Annotated in this window: 20 protein-coding genes and 6 tRNA genes; 2 read left to right on the top strand and 24 right to left on the bottom strand. The window is 43.6% G+C overall.

Annotation, left to right across the window (positions count from 1 at the left end):
- Positions 1-22 precede the first annotated feature (22 nt).
- From DW159_RS00125 to DW159_RS00070, 12 genes are all read right to left on the bottom strand, one after another.
- On the bottom strand, positions 23-1,945 hold the full coding sequence (locus DW159_RS00125; protein ID WP_117548524.1) for a leucine-rich repeat domain-containing protein: 1,923 nt from the start codon (positions 1,943-1,945) through the stop codon (positions 23-25).
- A 202-nt stretch (positions 1,946-2,147) separates the two neighbouring features.
- Entirely contained in the window at positions 2,148-2,750 is a 603-nt protein-coding gene (locus DW159_RS00120) for a hypothetical protein (RefSeq protein WP_147323097.1), read from the bottom strand.
- Positions 2,751-2,940: 190 nt separating this feature from the next.
- Positions 2,941-3,633, bottom strand: a complete 693-nt coding sequence (gene rplA / locus DW159_RS00115; protein WP_015533477.1) for a 50S ribosomal protein L1 — start codon at positions 3,631-3,633, stop codon at positions 2,941-2,943.
- Between the two features lie 55 nt (positions 3,634-3,688).
- Positions 3,689-4,114, bottom strand: coding sequence for a 50S ribosomal protein L11 (gene rplK / locus DW159_RS00110; protein WP_015533478.1), 426 nt, complete (start codon positions 4,112-4,114; stop codon positions 3,689-3,691).
- A 43-nt stretch (positions 4,115-4,157) separates the two neighbouring features.
- Positions 4,158-4,685 carry a transcription termination/antitermination protein NusG gene (gene nusG, locus DW159_RS00105; protein WP_015533479.1) on the bottom strand — a complete coding sequence of 176 codons (528 nt, stop codon included), beginning with the start codon at positions 4,683-4,685 and terminating at the stop codon, positions 4,158-4,160.
- 15 nt (positions 4,686-4,700) lie between these two features.
- Positions 4,701-4,913: a preprotein translocase subunit SecE gene (gene secE, locus DW159_RS00100; protein ID WP_015533480.1), complete on the bottom strand. Its 213-nt coding sequence runs from the start codon at positions 4,911-4,913 to the stop codon at positions 4,701-4,703.
- A gap of 27 nt (positions 4,914-4,940) precedes the next feature.
- Positions 4,941-5,090: a 50S ribosomal protein L33 gene (rpmG, locus tag DW159_RS00095; RefSeq protein ID WP_004849439.1), complete on the bottom strand. Its 150-nt coding sequence runs from the start codon at positions 5,088-5,090 to the stop codon at positions 4,941-4,943.
- A 134-nt stretch (positions 5,091-5,224) separates the two neighbouring features.
- Entirely contained in the window at positions 5,225-5,467 is a 243-nt protein-coding gene (locus tag DW159_RS00090; protein WP_117548522.1) for a hypothetical protein, read from the bottom strand.
- Positions 5,468-5,505: 38 nt separating this feature from the next.
- The gene (locus tag DW159_RS00085) at positions 5,506-5,982 is read right to left on the bottom strand and encodes a COG2426 family protein (protein WP_022216200.1); all 477 of its coding nucleotides are present in this window, start codon (positions 5,980-5,982) and stop codon (positions 5,506-5,508) included.
- A 14-nt stretch (positions 5,983-5,996) separates the two neighbouring features.
- Entirely contained in the window at positions 5,997-6,791 is a 795-nt protein-coding gene (locus DW159_RS00080; protein WP_117548521.1) for an enhanced serine sensitivity protein SseB, read from the bottom strand.
- Positions 6,792-6,821: 30 nt separating this feature from the next.
- Positions 6,822-7,649, bottom strand: a complete 828-nt coding sequence (locus tag DW159_RS00075; RefSeq protein WP_117548520.1) for a zinc ribbon domain-containing protein — start codon at positions 7,647-7,649, stop codon at positions 6,822-6,824.
- An 80-nt stretch (positions 7,650-7,729) separates the two neighbouring features.
- Positions 7,730-8,233, bottom strand: coding sequence for an HD domain-containing protein (locus tag DW159_RS00070; RefSeq protein ID WP_117548519.1), 504 nt, complete (start codon positions 8,231-8,233; stop codon positions 7,730-7,732).
- Between the two features lie 219 nt (positions 8,234-8,452).
- Here DW159_RS00070 and murI point away from each other — a divergent pair, with 219 nt between their 5' ends.
- Positions 8,453-9,220, top strand: a complete 768-nt coding sequence (gene murI, locus DW159_RS00065; RefSeq protein ID WP_117548518.1) for a glutamate racemase — start codon at positions 8,453-8,455, stop codon at positions 9,218-9,220.
- A 269-nt stretch (positions 9,221-9,489) separates the two neighbouring features.
- Here the strand turns inward: murI and DW159_RS00060 are convergent, their stop codons facing one another.
- From DW159_RS00060 to DW159_RS00055, 3 genes are read right to left on the bottom strand one after another with little or no spacing between them, the layout of a single operon-like run.
- On the bottom strand, positions 9,490-10,116 hold the full coding sequence (locus DW159_RS00060) for a hypothetical protein (protein ID WP_242992582.1): 627 nt from the start codon (positions 10,114-10,116) through the stop codon (positions 9,490-9,492).
- Positions 10,095-10,334, bottom strand: a complete 240-nt coding sequence (locus tag DW159_RS13755) for a hypothetical protein (protein ID WP_242992581.1) — start codon at positions 10,332-10,334, stop codon at positions 10,095-10,097. Before DW159_RS13755 ends, DW159_RS00060 begins: the two co-directional genes overlap by 22 nt.
- Positions 10,300-10,632 (bottom strand): 4Fe-4S dicluster domain-containing protein, encoded by a 333-nt coding sequence (locus DW159_RS00055; RefSeq protein ID WP_330410570.1) that lies wholly within the window; start codon positions 10,630-10,632, stop codon positions 10,300-10,302. Before DW159_RS00055 ends, DW159_RS13755 begins: the two co-directional genes overlap by 35 nt.
- On the opposite strand from DW159_RS00055, the gene DW159_RS00050 reads away from it, so the two are divergent.
- On the top strand, positions 10,631-10,984 hold the full coding sequence (locus tag DW159_RS00050) for a hypothetical protein (protein ID WP_242992580.1): 354 nt from the start codon (positions 10,631-10,633) through the stop codon (positions 10,982-10,984). The two genes, DW159_RS00055 and DW159_RS00050, sit on opposite strands and share 2 nt — an antisense overlap.
- 39 nt (positions 10,985-11,023) lie before the next feature.
- On the opposite strand, the gene DW159_RS00045 is transcribed toward DW159_RS00050, so the two are convergent.
- From DW159_RS00045 to DW159_RS00005, 9 genes are all read right to left on the bottom strand, one after another.
- Positions 11,024-13,207 (bottom strand): TerD family protein, encoded by a 2,184-nt coding sequence (locus DW159_RS00045; protein ID WP_117548517.1) that lies wholly within the window; start codon positions 13,205-13,207, stop codon positions 11,024-11,026.
- Between the two features lie 188 nt (positions 13,208-13,395).
- Positions 13,396-14,733 carry a uracil-xanthine permease family protein gene (locus DW159_RS00040; protein ID WP_117548516.1) on the bottom strand — a complete coding sequence of 446 codons (1,338 nt, stop codon included), beginning with the start codon at positions 14,731-14,733 and terminating at the stop codon, positions 13,396-13,398.
- A gap of 46 nt (positions 14,734-14,779) precedes the next feature.
- Positions 14,780-16,162: an amidohydrolase family protein gene (locus DW159_RS00035; protein WP_117548515.1), complete on the bottom strand. Its 1,383-nt coding sequence runs from the start codon at positions 16,160-16,162 to the stop codon at positions 14,780-14,782.
- 493 nt (positions 16,163-16,655) lie between these two features.
- Positions 16,656-16,741: transfer RNA gene (locus tag DW159_RS00030), tRNA-Leu, on the bottom strand.
- Positions 16,742-16,771: 30 nt separating this feature from the next.
- Positions 16,772-16,844 (bottom strand) — tRNA-Val (locus DW159_RS00025).
- 32 nt (positions 16,845-16,876) lie between these two features.
- Positions 16,877-16,950, bottom strand: a tRNA-Asp gene (locus DW159_RS00020).
- Between the two features lie 30 nt (positions 16,951-16,980).
- Positions 16,981-17,054: transfer RNA gene (locus DW159_RS00015), tRNA-Ile, on the bottom strand.
- Positions 17,055-17,063: 9 nt separating this feature from the next.
- Positions 17,064-17,136, bottom strand: a tRNA-Val gene (locus tag DW159_RS00010).
- A gap of 32 nt (positions 17,137-17,168) precedes the next feature.
- A tRNA-Asp gene (locus DW159_RS00005) sits at positions 17,169-17,242 on the bottom strand.
- Positions 17,243-17,352: the final 110 nt, after the last annotated feature.

Genomic DNA, 17,352 nt, shown 5'->3' with positions numbered 1-17,352 from the left:
AGATCCTCTCTTACACTTTTCTCTACTTATTTATGTACTTTCTTGACTCGACCCCATTTTTCTTGAGATATACCTCTGTGTAGCACTTGTATATTCCTCTATATGACGGTGTCTTTATCACTACCTTGCGGCTATTTTTCACAGCCTTGGTACGTGTTGTATAAAGCTTCTTCTTTGAAGCTGAAGAATACACTTTCACTATCAGTGTAGAGCCCGGCGTAGGATTCGTAACAGTCACTGTGGTTCCGGTTGTCAGGGCCTCAATTTTCGCTTTCTTTACTACAGGCCTAACATAATATGTGACTTTTATACTCTTTGACTCATATTTACTATTTTCTGCAGCCTTTATTGTCACCACAGCCTTGCCTGCACCCTTCATAGTCAGTTTGCCATCAGATGATACTCTAACTACACCATTATTAGATGAACTGTATGTGAGTTTCGCTCCACCGCCAGCCTTGGCTCCTATACTCTTCTTAGCTCCAGACTTTAAATTCATATATACCGTACTCTTTGGTACAGTGATATTCTGCACATATCTTGCTTTTACAGATATTGTACGAGTGACCTTCTCGTAGTTTGAACCAGCCTCATCATTTGCGGTGATCGTAATCTTAGCGTTGCCTGCTTTGCAAACCACCATGGACCATGTGTCTGAATTCTTGTCATATTTTACATCAACAATATTCTTGTCTGAACTTACAACCTTCACCGGCCCGCCATTGGAAGTGCTTATCTTAAGCTTCGCAGTTACTGATGAACTGGATGTCTTTAATGAATATGTATAAGAAGATTTTGCCGACTCATTGCCGTTATAAATAATATTGAGGCTTGAAGGAGCTTTATTTATATCATATGTGAAATCTTTTGTTCCCCAGATATTTCCTGTCCCTGTTACCTTGGCAGTGGCCTTTCCTGCATTGATATTATTCTCATATACTATACTCATATCACCCGAATGATAACCCGTTGCTCCATCTTCATTCTCTGCAAGCCAGTAAATATGTGGCTCTATCGGCTCCCCAGTATACACACAGTTTTCAAAATCAGTTGTTTCAAATCTCAGATCATTTATTGATACTGCTTTAACTATTTTAACAGTTCCTGATTCTGTATATATCTTCTCCAACACCTTAGGATCATCCCATGTGCACAAACTTACGTCTCCACAGAAGGCACCTGATCCAATCTTAAGACCCGAACGAACCATACTGAACAGCACATAATGAAGATTTTCGCAATTTGCAAAACAACATTCGCCAATATACCTTACTCTCCTTGGAATCACTATCCTGTCGAACAGCTTACAATGGTCAAACGCATTGTCTCCTATATATGTCAGGGTATCAGGAAACTTCACCGACTCTAATGCACTACATCCGTTGAAGCAATTAGCCCCAATACGATACATGTTTGAATAAAATTTTATCTCCTTCAACGAAATGCAACCAGCGAATGTATAATCACGCAACTCACTTACCTGTGCATCTGACAGATCCACACTAGTCAGACTGCTGCAATTATAAAATGCATATTCACCTATACTATCTGTTCCCTCAGAGAATGATATGCTTTTCAGACTTGTACATCCGGAAAAAGCATTTTTACCAATTGTCATAAATGAGTCACCTTCTACGACAACTGATGTAAGCTTATCACACCCGTCAAAAGCATAGTCACCTATATGGGAAACTCCCTGTTTTACCACAACACTTCTTACAATATAATATTCCCAAGGACGCTTTTCATTTGCACTATAATCCGCCATAACCGATGACGTATCTGCATACAGCGTAAGCTCGCCCGTCTTGTAATCAAAAGTGTAATTAACTCCACCACTATCCGACGCATACACCCGCCTTATTCCGGGAATAACACACATGGCACACACCAGCGCTATTCCCATAATTCCAAGTAACAATCTCTTTAGTAATCCCTTTTTCATAATAAACCTCCTTTTTGTATAATGTCTTACTAATGCATTGTTAATTTATATGAGCATAAAGATAGTATTGCACCTAATGATATTATTGTCAACACGCTGTTAAGTTTTTCTATTTTATAGCATAAAATTATATTTTAATTACAACAAAAAGCTCCATACGCTGTGAAATATCTCAAGATATCACACAGTATGGGGCTCTATATTAGTAGTGACCGTGCTTCACGTAAATTCCCATCTCGCTATTTATAAACAAAATAATACCTATTATAAAAAAAGCTATCACAATAGTCACGCTTATTATAACTCTTTTCCTCATAGAGTATTTTTCATTTATTGACAGCACAGAAATACGCGGTATCAAAGCAGCAGCCGACGCTCTGTATACAAATCCTACTATACCTGACCATGGAAAAATAAATTCAAGACTTAAGATTACAACAAGCACATTTACCCACCACGGTTTTTTTATTTTCTTAACTACCGGCTCTGGTTCACCAGTCTCAAGATCTATACCATCTACCAGAAGATGGGCTCTAGCGTCTTGCGTTGTTTCCCATGAATACCGCTTATATTCCACCATCACCCCATCTACAGGGAACATTGGTTTCCTACGCTCCCGATAGAACAGCTTGCCATTATGACATATCTGTAATTCTCCCATTTTCCACAAATCAAAAAGGTTAGCTACTTTTTGTCCATCGACGATGATATCATGCCACACGTCTATCTTTATCTCATGCATCTTACCATTTATCTCTACATTCCATGTATTCTTTTCCTGATCATATGTTTTTACCTCAAGCATCTTCCTAGCAAACTCCCTTTCAACAACATACTTATATACAATATTACCCTTTGCAATATTTGCAGTCAATAGCATTTTAGTTATTCTATCTTATTCGCACACAAAAAGCCCCACACCCTACGCAATATCCTGAAGATATCTCATAGTGGTGTGGGGCTTTTGTGTGACTGATGCTCAGGTCAACCGGCTTTTATACGTAGCTTGTTGTGTTGATCTTTACACCAGGGCCCATTGTTGAAGCAATTACAACGCTCTTAAGGTACTGACCCTTAGCAGCAGCTGGCTTTGCCTTAACAATAGCATTTATTAAAGTCTGGAAATTCTCGTTTAACTGTTCCTCTGTGAAAGAAACTTTTCCCACTGGCACATGGATAATGTTGGCTTTGTCAAGTCTGTACTCTATCTTACCAGCTTTGATATCTGAGATAGCCTTAGCTACATCCATAGTAACTGTTCCAGCCTTAGGGTTTGGCATGAGACCCTTTGGTCCAAGTACACGACCAAGACGTCCTACAACGCCCATCATGTCAGGTGTTGCAACAACAACGTCGAAGTCTAACCATCCCTCGTTCTGGATCTTTGGCACGAGCTCGTCTCCACCAGCGTAATCAGCGCCTGCTGCAAGAGCCTCGTCAACCTTTGCACCCTTAGCAAATACGAGAACCTTAACAGTCTTACCTGTTCCGTGTGGAAGAACTACGGCACCACGAACCTGCTGATCAGCGTGACGTCCATCAACACCGAGTCTGAGGTGTGCCTCTACTGTCTCATCAAACTTAGCTGAAGCCATCTTCTTAACTAAAGCAACTGCCTCAGTTGCCTCGTAAGCAGCGGTCTTATCATAGAGCTTGCTTGCATCTACATATTTCTTACTCTTTATCATTATTATAAACCTCCTGTGGTCATATCGGGAGCGACCCTCCCACTAAATATCTGTATTACTCTTCAACTGTAACGCCCATTGAACGAGCTGTTCCAGCGATCATGCTCATAGCTGACTCAAGGCTTGCAGCGTTCAGATCCTTCATCTTAAGTTCAGCGATCTCCTGAACCTTAGCCTTAGAAATTGTTGCAACCTTAGTCTTCTTTGAGTTTGCAGAACCTGACTTGATGTTACATGCCTTCTTGATAAGAAGTGATGCAGGTGGAGTCTTTGTAATGAAGCTGAAGCTCTTATCCTGGTATACTGTGATAACAACAGGAATGATCATGTCACCCTCATTAGCTGTTCTTGCATTGAATTCCTTTGTGAAAGCAACGATATTTACACCGTGCTGACCAAGAGCTGGTCCAACAGGTGGTGCAGGAGTTGCCTTTCCTGCAGGTATCTGTAATTTGATGTATCCTTCTACTTTCTTTGCCATTTTAGCATTCCTCCAAAATACTGTGGTACAATCCACTTGATAATTACAACTTCTTGATATCAGCAAACGCAATATCAACAGTATTCACACGACCAAACATTTCTACTTCGATGGCTACGGTCTGTTTTGCAGTATTAATTGCCTTAATTGTTGCTACTGTGCCTTCCCAGGCACCTGAAGTAACCGTTATTGAGTCTCCCACTTCAACATCGATGACAACCTCCTCTGAGGTCTGATACAGATTGCTCAGCTCCTCATCAGTGAGTGGTACAGGCTTTCTTGGATCTGATCCGACAAATCCTGTAACTCCTCTGGTATTACGCACAACATACCATGTAACATCGTTCATGATCATGTTGATGAGAACGTAACCAGGAAGTATCTTTCTCTCGATCGACTTTGGCTTACCATTCTTAATCTCTGTGGCATCTTCAACCGGAACGACTACCTCTAAAATCTGGTCTTGTAAATTTCTGTTTTCTTTTGTTTTCTCAATATCAGCCTTTACTTTGTTTTCATATCCTGAGTAGGTATGAACAACATACCATCTTGCATTCTCTGCCTCTGACATATTCTTCACCATCCTTTACCCAACTATGAAATTCAAACCAATCTGGATCAACCAATCTACGATAGCTATGATACAGCCGAGTACGACTGAGGAAACAACTACCGCAAATGACTGTCTTGCAAGGGAGCTCTTATCAAGCCATGTAATCTTCCTGAACTCTCCCTTTAATTCCTGAAACCAGCTTCTCTTGAGAGTATTTGACTTTTCTTCTTTACTAGATTTAGACATAACTCTATTCCTCCTTACTGGTTCAGACTATTTTGTCTCCTTGTGTACTGTATGAGCCTTGCAGAATCTACAGTACTTCTTTGTTTCCATTCTGTCTGGATGCGTTTTCTTATCCTTTGTCATATTGTAATTACGCTGTTTACAATCCTGACATGCCAATGTTATTTTAACGCGCATTTCCACTTACCTCCATTGTTATTTTAAGGCACAAAAAAAAGACCTCTTTCATCGCAAAGTCTACAATAACACAATCGACCTATGCAAGTCAAGAAGTCTTTTATATAATTTCTAGTATATTTGATCCTGTCCGTCTATCTTCCGTTTGTACTCATGTCTTTTATGACATCTATGAGATCCATGTCGGAATCTGTGAGCTTCACATTGGTACAAATGGTCTTGCCCTCTGTATCTGTGATCTTCACTTCTATTATATAGCCTTCCTTTATTCCTGTGGCTGCGGCTGCCCTGAGGAACATAGGGAACTTTGGATGATTCATGACGAACCGCTCCCAGGCTCCTTTGATCTTAAACATCATTCCCGGATTAAATGCCATATTTATCAACCTCTCTGTAAATCTTACTTATATCAGTATTATTTCAAAAGACCTATCGCTCCGAACAATCCTATACTTCCAAGGTACATGATCACTCCTGCCATGATCACTCCCAGCATGACCATGATAACGCTTTTCTTCCAGTCAAGCTCAAGGAAGCTGGCTGCCAGTGTTCCTGTCCACGCCCCGGTTCCCGGAAGTGGTATTCCCACGAACAGCAGAAGTGCGATATACACTCCAGTGCCGGACTTTGCCATGAGCTTCTGTCCGCCGTGCTCTCCCTTCACAAGACACCATGTGAAGAATTTGCCTATGAATCTCTTGTCTTTTCCCCACTCAAGCACACGTCTTGCAAACCAGTATATAAATGGAACCGGTATCATATTGCCTATGACGCACACTATAAATGACGGTATACTCGGAAGTCCAAAGCCCACCGAATACGGTATGGCGCCTCGAAGCTCAAGTATTGGTACCATGGATATAAGAAATATAGTCAGATATTTTTTTAACATAACGATCCTCTCATTTAATTTTCAAGTCCAGCTCTAACATAGAACGGCTCTGTTACCTCTGTCACTTTCTTACCAAGCATGTTGTCTGCTCTGACCAGTGCCACCTCGATGCCAAATGAATGAGGCTTCATAAGAGGTATGAGTCCGGCAAATACAGGCTTCTCGTCTCCGTTTACCTCAAGAGCAACAAGATACTTATCCTCCTGTCCCTGCTCCTCCATCATCTGTATATACGCTCTGTCAACATTCTCTTTGTCTGCCAGATACTCTCTTGCAGCATCAAGCATCTGTACCGGCTGATACTTTGGTGTTCTGAGCTTGACTGTTGCGCCTGGCTTGATCTTGCTCTGTACAAGTCCTGTACGTGAGCTCTCTCTGTACTGACGGATAAACTCTCCTGATATAAAGCAGTTCTCAGTGAAAGGATTCATAGCTATTCCGCTTATGTTTCCATTTGAATTGAACACAAGATCCTCAAGCTGCTTATATGGAAGTATGATCCTCTGGAAGCCATCGTTAAACTGTGATGAAGCCATCGACTCATAATCTGTGAAGCATGGAAGTACCTTGTCTCCCTGCTCATTTGTCAAAAGTGAGAAGTTGATCTTCACTCCGTCCTGGAATGTAACCTTTCCATTCTCATCAGGCTTTGGCTCCTGGTCAAACTTTGCAGGAACTATAAATACTGCATGGACCACTGACTCAAAGAGCTGCTTAAGTGTATCCTTGTTCTCATTTTCTCTAACTGCGTGCATAGCCTCAACAAGCTCCACGTTCTCAATCTTTTTTCCAATGTCTTTTACGTCCATCTCGTTATCCTTTCATTAATTAATTGTGTATTATCTCTTCTCACCGTAATGCTCGTTGTAAAGCTTCACCGCTTCCTCATAGTGCTCTTCATCAGCCTTTGCCTGATCTGATCTCTTGGACAACACAAGATCCGGTCTCACATCCGGCATGCTCTGGCCTATCCTTGAGGTAAATTCCGTAAAGAACTCCTGGCCACCTGCATATGATGCCATCGGTATAGCCACCATTCCCTTTGAGGTTGCAAATATGTATCCTCTGTTCACGTGATAGAACGGCTCTACAACGCGCTCATTCTCTACTATATCATCTATCTCGTATTTTCTCCACATAAATGGTATCTTACTGAAATATATCGCCTTGTCATCCATCTTCACCGCCGATGATACCGCTATCCTGCAGAATATCGCAAGTATAGCGCTCACACAGAATGCAAGTATGACTGCAATCCTTCCCATACCTTTATTGAGACTGTCCACTCCAAATACAGCCACCACAATGAGGAACAATATGAGCAGGCTTACTATGAATACCATAGGTCCAACTGTGGAATAACCTCTCATAATTCCGTTCTTATTCTTGCGGCATTTTCCGTAGTAGCTTATTCTTGAAGGCTTCATACCGAGATCCTCTCCACACAGAGGACAATACTTCTGGTTGACCGTACAGTTTGCCGGTATTGATTTGCCGCAGTGCGGACATCTGAAGAATATGGTGTTTATAATGCCTGATATAAGCGCAAGCACTACGAACAGAATCCAGCCCATGCTTATATTTCCTGCAAATGCAAATCCAAATATACACAGCACTCCTACTATTGGCAAAGCTGTAGACAGTAACTTTGATATATAAAGCTTCATCTTTCTCCTCCAAATCTGACAGTGGCATCTACACTGTCACCATCTCTGACCTGTTAAGTATAACATAATTCATCTTTTTTTCAATATTCCAGCGAAAAGAGCTGTCTGCACAGCATTTTGCCGGATTCCGTGGCAAATATATTATCGTATGCCGTCCTTATAGTATCTGCGTCCGCCTTATCCTCATACATGTTGACGAGGAAATCGGCCTCCACCAGTATCTGATAATCCAGACCGTCTATATTCCTGTAGGTGTGGTGATGTGCCACCAGATAACATGCCCTCTCCACTGCGGCATCTTCTGCACCTGCCTCTCTGAGCAGCCGTCTTGCCTCAGGAGGTCCCTCCTGTTCCTGCAGCTTGCCATTATTATATCCATATTTCAGTTCTGCGTTCTTTATGCCTATATCGTGGGCAAGTGCTGCGATCTCCAGGACCTGCATCTCGTCGGGCTCCATGCCCTCCATCTCAGCTATCAGCTTCGCAAATGAATGAACCTTCAGGAAGTGATGTACCCGTCTGGAATCCCCGGCATAGTATTCAATCATTTTCTCTTTTACTATAGAAACCAAATCTCGTGCCATGTCATCATCCGCCTTTCTTTGTGACTCGTATCATTCTAACACCACTATTTGTGAATAGTCTATACAGTTTATAAACATTTAATCTTCCTTACGCCCGGATTTTCTGTTACTTCTATAATATATACTTCCGTAAGTTGTTTTTTATTGACTATAATAGTATAATTTTGGGTTAGAGATAAACCATCAATACAAGTGATACAAAACATTGGAGATTTTATTATGGACACACGTTCAATTGGAGTATTCGACTCAGGGCTAGGCGGAATAAGCGTTCTCCGCGACATCGTGGAGCTCATGCCCTGTGAAAATTATATATATTTTGGCGATTCGGCACACGCACCTTACGGAACAAAGACCAGAGAGGCTATTCTTGAGAGATCGGAGCAGTGTACCAATTTTCTTCTCGCAAAGGATGTGAAGGCGATCGTCATCGCCTGCAACACCGCCACAAGTGTTGCAGCCTCGACACTGAGACAGCAGTATCCTTCCATACCGATCATCGGTATTGAACCGGCTCTGAAGCCTGCGGTTCTGTGGAAGGAGCACGACAAGGTAGCTGTCATGGCCACCCCTGCCACACTGGCTCTACCTAAATTTCATGAACTCATGAAACATTATTCAAAGGAGTCCGATATTTACCCGGTTCCATGTCCGGGGCTTGCAGATTATGTTGAGAGAGGAATATTCGACGGTGAGGAGATCACAGAATTTCTGAAGGGACTGCTCGCCCCATCTCTGGAGAAGCATGTGGATGCCATCGTTCTCGGTTGCACTCATTATCCATTTGTGGAGAAGGTTATACAGCGCATAGCCGGACCTGACGTGAAGATCTTCAATGGAGCCCACGGCACCGCCCTGGAGCTTCAGAGGAGACTGCGCATCGCTGAGCTTCTCACGCCTTCCATAGAGAAGGGCACTGTGGAGTTCTACAGCAGCAGCACAAACCCTGAAACCATTAAACTTTGTCACCAATTGTTTGAAGCGTAATTGACGGACGGCTCAAAACATATATCCAACATAAAAAAGTCCGTGTATGTACATGGTCAATCACGTTCTACAGCTGTCGCTTCAAGCATTTCTATATGCATGCGGCTCCGCACGCGATAAGGGCGTTTGCGTGCTATGCCTTAGCACAGAAATGCTCGAAGCTCGGCTGTATTCACTACCGATTGTCCATGTACATACACGGCTTTTTTGCTGAATATATGTTTTGAGCCTGACTACGACTTATTATTCAAAGCTGGTTCTCAGAATTGTTAAAATGCATATGGGCGATCCCAGACTTTGAGTTTCGTGCCGATATCATGTACAAGGGCGTAGGTGTAACACTCATATGCCCAGGCGACGTCCTCTGTCGGCATTCCCTCTATGGACACGAGGATGATCTCGTCGTCAGATTCACGGCCGGGCTTCTTGCCACGGATTATCTCCCCGAATGTAGTAAGGGAATCCCTCTCTATCAATCCATCCTGCACCATATATACGAAATCCTCTCCCATGCAGCCTGTGTGGAGTCTGTTGCCCTCCGCATCATATCCAACATTATCTTCCTCTGCATAATTCTCGTACATTCCGTAGTTGTCTATAACTTTTTTCAAGTCAACAATACTCTTATGCACCATATTGAAGGTACTTGTAGAGATGACCAGCGCTCCAGGCTTGAGCCACTCTCGCTTGTACTCTGGCCACTCGCCCTCCTTACATGAGACTGCCTCAGTTATGATGTCGGCATCCTTAAGTGCCTCCTCCATATCCTTGCACAGAACTATATTTTTTACCTGAGGATAATTTTCCTCTATGTACTCTTTCATCTTGATCGCATTTGCCGATGTCGGTGAGCTGCCCTTTATCTTGATGGTGTCTATGTCAAATCTCTGTGACATGATGGCTCTGAGACTTGATCTGCAGGCATAGCAATGAATCTTCTGTCTCTTGCATTATTGACAGGAAAATTCTCTATAGGCGACTTCTTAGGGAAATATAACATAAGTCCATGGGCATCATTATACGGGCCGCCCATGAGGAAATCCCCATCCTCCATGAGTCCCATTGTCTCTTCCATCACATCAACGCATCTTCCAGGATGAAGCACTCCTGACATTTACGACCTCCGCCTCGCACACCTCATGTCCATCACGGCCAAGTGCCACTCCCTTTGTTCCTTTCTCAGGAATAGGCAAGAATTCATACGGAAGTGTAACCGTTCCATAGCCATCCCCGGTATCCTCGTCCACCAGGAATATCGCCTGTACTGAACAGCTTGCAACACACATACCACATCCTATACATGGATTCTCCGTCACCGTTGGAAGTGATGTAATATTTGCGTCTATGCTTATACATCCCTTCGGGCACGCATCCTGACATGGGTTGCACGGAATGTATGTGGTCAAATACATGCAGAGCCACAACACCAGGATTGACACAATAGGTGCTTGCGACTGCTATACCCTTGACATCCCCGGGAGCAATCCAAAGTCCAAGTATTACCGTACCAAGAACGTATTCTTCTTCGCACCATACCTTGAGGACGCCGATTGCAATTATGTACTTCAAGCAGGAAGATATCTCTCCATGACATACAAGGGCGCCCTGACCAAGACAAAGGAACTGCTGCCACAACTCTATACATACGCACAGGATCATCAGCTTGAGATTGCCAGTGACCCTGTTGAAATGTGTCATATAGATGATTATGAGACCAACGATGACAGTGAGTACATAATTGAGCTGCAGTTCATGATAAAATAACCATTTTGCCGCAGCTCATTCTGTTCTCTAAAAATGTAATTACAGATACTCACCCATGAACAGCTCCGTGTCGTATGGGGTTATCACCATTTTATCACGCTCATTCTCCACTGTGTCATTATTCAGATACAACTCAGTGTCAAACACAATGTCAGCATCCTCCCTGTTGTCCACCAGCACTCCTCTGCCCATGACATTGAGCGCGATAAGATCATAGAGATCTGGTTTCTTCACATTCACCATGGAATAGCATACCGCCGCAACTCCAGATAGATTGCTCTCCAGATTATTACCACCGATATTCGCATGGATGCCACTGAGCGACATATTCATGTCACACCAGATGAACTCCCTCTTCACACAGTCAAATATGACAGGAATGCACACCATGCTGTCCGCCGTCAGATCAAGCTTCTGTTCCACCGTCTTTGGCTCATATATCTCGCCCGAATCCACATCAGCTCTCTCCATCCATCCAAACATTGCGTGAGGCATATCCGCATAGGTCTGACAGGTAAAGCTGTACACCTGGTACACCACATACCTTGCCCCACATCTCACAACGGAATCCACGTCCACATCAAGGAACTCACTGACACCATCGCCGTCCACCGGGCCGCCATTTACAATGTCGCCCGAATGGCATGCCTTATATTTTGCAGATTTCAGATTGGTATATGACACGTGCTCCATGTAGTTCCAGTTCTCGTCAAATATAGCCGCCGACAGATCTATATCGATCCTTCCGGAATCATAGGACTCAAAATCGCATTTGTCCATATTCGTCCACCATATAAATGCCCTCACAGCATTTGTCTGCGAATCCATAGGAAGTCTTGAACCCCTGACTATGGTCTTCATCGCCTTGCTGGCGCTTCTCTGGCTGAATGGTACCACATAATTCCTGTAGTCCTCAGACAGGTACACCTTACCCATAGGCTCCCTCTGTCCATATATCTTCACAAGCGCATTTTCGCAGATCCGAATAACTTCCTGACAGTATTTCTCATCTATATCTGGCAGATTGTTTCGCTCGCTGTGGCACTTTGCAAGACTCCCCTTTGGGAAGAACACTCTTACATCCGCCTGCTCAGCTCTGTGCAGGAAATGCTCTCTCACCTGAAGCAGCACCGGTGTCGACACCTTCTCCGCCACAGACGCAAAGCTCCTTATAACAGACTCTTTATGTGCCACTCTGAGCAGTTGGTCCAGTCGCCTTGCCAGTTCACCCGGTCTCTTCACCAGTTCTGCAAGCGCACTTTCATACTCACCGTAAGCAAGGTCAAACTCAACCTTTCCCGCAAATGTCTCTATCTTCCTGTTATTTCTCAGCTTGTCAAATGCATTTATCGCCCTGTCATACTCCAGAGTGTATCTGCTGCAGTCAAACTCAGAAGGATGGATCCTCTCTCCAATCCTGATCCATCTCTCCTTATATCTCAGCATGTCCCCCTCTATATTCGGACATCCCGACAGAAGCTCCATGATCATCCTTCTCTGTCTGCGGGTAAAACTCTTATATCTCGTATTCTCCGCAAGGCTCACATCACCATCGCTCATTGCTGTGACGAGTCTCAGCACATCAGTTGCTGTCTTTATATACTTTCTGAGCCCGCTGACTCTTGCCAGAGGATTCTTCTGCAGATAGAGCGCAGAGATGTACGCAGCATTCTCCTTGTGTGGTATGTTATCAGGCAGCTTCATATTCTCAGTCTCGAATAAATATGCTATATCCTCCCTGTCAGTTCTTGATATGGATGTTCTCGACGTACAGATATTGTCAAATATCTGTCTCACATCAGCCTCACTTCCAAGCTGCAGAACTTTGACCTTCGTCTCATCAAAAAGTGGCAGTCTGTCATTTACACGCTTTCTGTGATTCTTTGGATACAGGATACCATCCGACCAGTAATGCACCATCGCATTTATATACAACTCAGAAAAATGTGCATCCATAACGCCCTTAGGGAAATCGGCATACATAGGCATATACACAACATTTGCACCTTTCAGCTTCATAAGCTCAGCTTTGAGTTCAAGATAAAATTCTGTCAGTTCATTGACGCTGTATGTTCTGAGAACGTCAAACACCTCCCTGGAAAATGTATATCCAAGTTCTTCGATGTTCTTCATAATGGTCGTTATGCAGCGGTCATTTGCCACCTTTGCAGTACCAATGCCAAGTATCACTTTGTTCTTACGCCTGAGCAATATCTCGTTCATAACATTTCTCCCTATTAATGAGGAAACCGGTGGCGGTAAGCTTTTACATTTATCATCCCAATTAAGAAGGAACCACCACCATAGCCTCTTATGATCCTGTATTCAGGGCCTCAATAACTTATGAACCCAATATATCAAACCATGATCGTCAAATCAATGAACCGCTAGTTTAGAAGTCACGCAGTGGGCTATCCCTCAAGCGCGACCTTCACAACCTTTTTCTTTCTGGGAAGGCAGAGCTGGAGCACCACCGCTATGGTTGCACCAACTGCAGTACCTGATGACATGAAGTAGTTCAGGAACTGAGGCATTGCGCTCATCACATCTGTAGGAATGACTATAGTTGCCACAGCAGCCACGACTGAGATTCCAACGATAAGTGATGATCTCTCATCAAGAGGCTCACTCTGTATGATCTTGATTCCATTTGATATGAGCAGGATACATACAACCGCAAATACACCATTTACGACAGGTGTCGGTATACATGATATGACGGTCATAAGCTTTGGACATACGCCGAGCACCATGAGTATCATACCACCCGCAATGATCGCCATACGGCTTCCAACCTTTGTTATCGCAAGTACTCCGGCATTTGACGAATATCCTGTCATCGGTGTTCCTCCGAACAGTGAACCGACAAGACATCCAACGCCCTCACCAATAGTAGCGCGATCTATTCTCTTATCGCTGAGATCCTCGCCTGTGATGGCACTGATCGTCACCCATGTTCCTGTTGTATCGAGAAGTACGATAAGGTAAATGAACATCATGAGTATACAGGACTTGATCTCAAACTTTGGAAGTCCAAAGTGGAAAAACTCCGGAAGCTCGAACCATGCTGCCTCGTGTACAGAGCTGAAGTCCGCAGCTCCCATTGCTGCAGCAACCACGGTTCCGGCAACCAGTGCAAGTATTACTGATACCATGTGAAGTATCCTGTTATGCTTAAGCTTGTACTGAAGTATCATACATACGATGAGCACTCCTGCAGCAGTAAGACCTGATGCTACATTTGCACTTAAGTTTCCATCTGAGCTTGCGATCCCTTTGGCCGCTGTAGGTGTCAGTGATATTCCAACTATAAGTATGATGATACCACCGATAAATGGAGGTATTGCCTTTCTCACAAATTTTGAGAATCCCTTGAATATACCCAGCAATATGATCATGATCGCTCCGGGGATCAGACTTCCTATCATTGCACTGACTCCCATGGTCGCGCCTATCGTACACAGAGCTCCAAGCGGTACATATGATGGGCCCTGTATGATAGGGTACTTCATGAAGAATCCCGCCTGGAGTATAGTTGCAATTCCACATGCAAAGAAACTCATCTGAAGGAAAAATGATAACTCTCCTCCGGCAAGTCCTATCGCCGCTCCAAGTATCAATGGCATGATATACAGATCCATTGACAATACATGCTGCATTCCGAGAAATGCCGCCTTGCCACAGCTTATCTTCTCATTTACGCCAACTATGAGCTGGCTGTCATTTTCTACTATCTTCTTATCTTCCATATAAATGCGCCTCCTTATCTGCTGTTATATAATTCGAATTTCCATTCTATAATTTATCTGCAAGCTGCTTTCTGAGAACCACAAGCTCGCTGTTTATTTCATCTATCAGGCTTCGCTCATCTATGCCACAAGTGAACTTTCCTCCCTGATATACAACCTTTCCATTTACTATCGTTGTATCGATATTTTCCTCGGATGACGCATATACGACCGTCGCCTTTGCATCATGCATAGGTGCCGACTTCAAATGATTAGGGTCAAATATTATTAAGTCCGCATTCTTGCCGGACTCCAATGTTCCCAGCTTGTCAGCCATTCCTATTGCCTTTGCTCCCCCAGCCGTCACCATGTGTATGATATCGTCTGCGCTGATGACTGCCGCATCTCTGTGTATTCCCTTCTGTATGAGAGCCGCCAGCTTCATGCTCTCCAGCATATCCGTGCTGTTGTTGGACGCCGCACCATCTGTTCCTATAGATACATTTACCCCGGCTGCAAGGCTCTCTGGAATAGGTGGTATTCCTGAACCAAGATAAAGATTAGGTGCTGGATTGTGGCTTATCGACACTCCATATTTTGCAAATCTCTCTATGTCATGAGGTGTGAGGTTTACACAGTGGACTGCCAGGAATTTGTCTGTCAGGAATCCTATCTCCTCAAGCATATCCACTATATCCTTGCCGTAATATCTTCCGCACATCTCATTGTCGACCTCGGTCTCTTTGATGTGCATTGAATACCTAACATTCTCGCTAAGACAATACTCAAGCATCTCCTGATAGCCTTCCTTCGTGGTCGACCATGTAACATCCGGACCAGTCCATATCGAAAGCATGTCATTTTCTTTATATGCTTTCTTCAGTGCATCCACTTCCTTCATGGCCTTGCCAACAGGCTCAAGGAAGCACTTCGGCATTCCGTATTCCTCTCCGGTATCCTGAAATGTTCTGATAAATACACTACGGATACCCGTTGATACCATTCCCTCTATACAGGAATGAGCCAGTTCAGAATCCTGATTGGTGTAGAAGAACTCACTCATGGTCGTACATCCACTCTTTATTGCCTCCATACATGCAAGCTGTGCTGCCAGCTCATGCTGATGTGGTGTCATATACTGTCCATATGGGAGTGCTGAAAGATTCAACCACTCTATCAATCTGTGATCAGCTCCAAGACCTTTCAGGAAAGACTGGAATATATGTATATGTGTATCTATAAATCCCGGAAATACCACCTTGCCCTCGGCATCTATCACACGTCCGGCGCCCTCACATTCCTGAAGCTCCTCCGGTGTCAGCTCATTCATTTCCTTTATCAGAGTTATCTTCTCTCCCTCTATTCCTATGATTCCCTTCGCATACACTTTTCTGTCCTCATCCATTGTGTGTATCTGCGCATTTTTGATTATCAGATCATAACTCTTCATAGCTCATTCCTCCTGACTTTGAATATCCACTAAAAAAGGAGTCCTTCCCCGGCAGTGTGTGTTAAAATGTTCCACACAAACTACTTTTGAAAAGACTCCTTTGTCCTGTTCTAAATCTTCTGTATTACATTTTCATTTTCCGCGGTATAAACAAAAAAAGAACCATACAGCTATCTGTTTTGGTGTTAAGGAAAACAGATAAAACTTTTGGTTCCTGATGGCTCGTATCTTAGCACTGCCATGCCAAATGGTCAATACTCTTACACTGCATTGTTCTTTTTTTATTTTTTTAACGGTTTTCGCCTTATTATATTACAAAGAATGCCTTTTTTGCCTTGCCATAATTAAGTTGCTTCGCATTCTCATATTCTTATCTATTTTAATGAAATTATAAATCTCTATTTTTTGACTTTTTGCCCCTACGGTATATTTTAAAGTAAAGAAAAAAGCCTGAACCCTTTGATTTCTCTTAGGTTTCAGGCTTTTAATTTAATGCCGGCGACCGGAATCGAACCGGTACGGGAGATTAGTCCCGCAGGATTTTAAGTCCTGTGCGTCTGCCAGTTCCGCCACGCCGGCATTCTGCACCTTATTAAAAGGTTTAGAAAATGGGACCTATAGGGCTCGAACCTATGACCCTCTGCTTGTAAGGCAGATGCTCTCCCAGCTGAGCTAAGATCCCATTTGTTAAAAAGTATTCTATTATGAATACAGCGACCCGGATGGGGTTCGAACCCACGACCTCCGCCGTGACAGGGCGGCGCTCTAACCAGCTGAGCCACCAGGCCATATTCATTGTTTCTTATTATTAGTAAGAGTGGACGTTCGGGGACTCGAACCCAGGACCGATCGGTTATGAGCCGATTGCTCTAACCAACTGAGCTAAACGTCCTCATTTAAGTGGGACCTATAGGGCTCGAACCTATGACCCTCTGCTTGTAAGGCAGATGCTCTCCCAGCTGAGCTAAGATCCCATTTGTTAAAAAGTATTCTATTATGAATACAGCGACCCGGATGGGGTTCGAACCCACGACCTCCGCCGTGACAGGGCGGCGCTCTAACCAGCTGAGCCACCAGGCCATATTCAAAGGTATGTACCTTCAGAATTTCACACAGAAAGAGGTATCTTCTAAAGCCTATCTCTTAGAAACCTCTAAGGATAAGTCCTCGACCTATTAGTACTTCTCAGC

The organism is Coprococcus sp. AM14-16 (assembly GCF_003434675.1).
In the GTDB taxonomy this organism is placed as follows: domain Bacteria; phylum Bacillota; class Clostridia; order Lachnospirales; family Lachnospiraceae; genus Coprococcus; species Coprococcus aceti.
The sequence above is the reverse complement of the archived record's forward strand: the minus strand, read 5'-3'. Positions and strand labels throughout refer to the sequence as shown.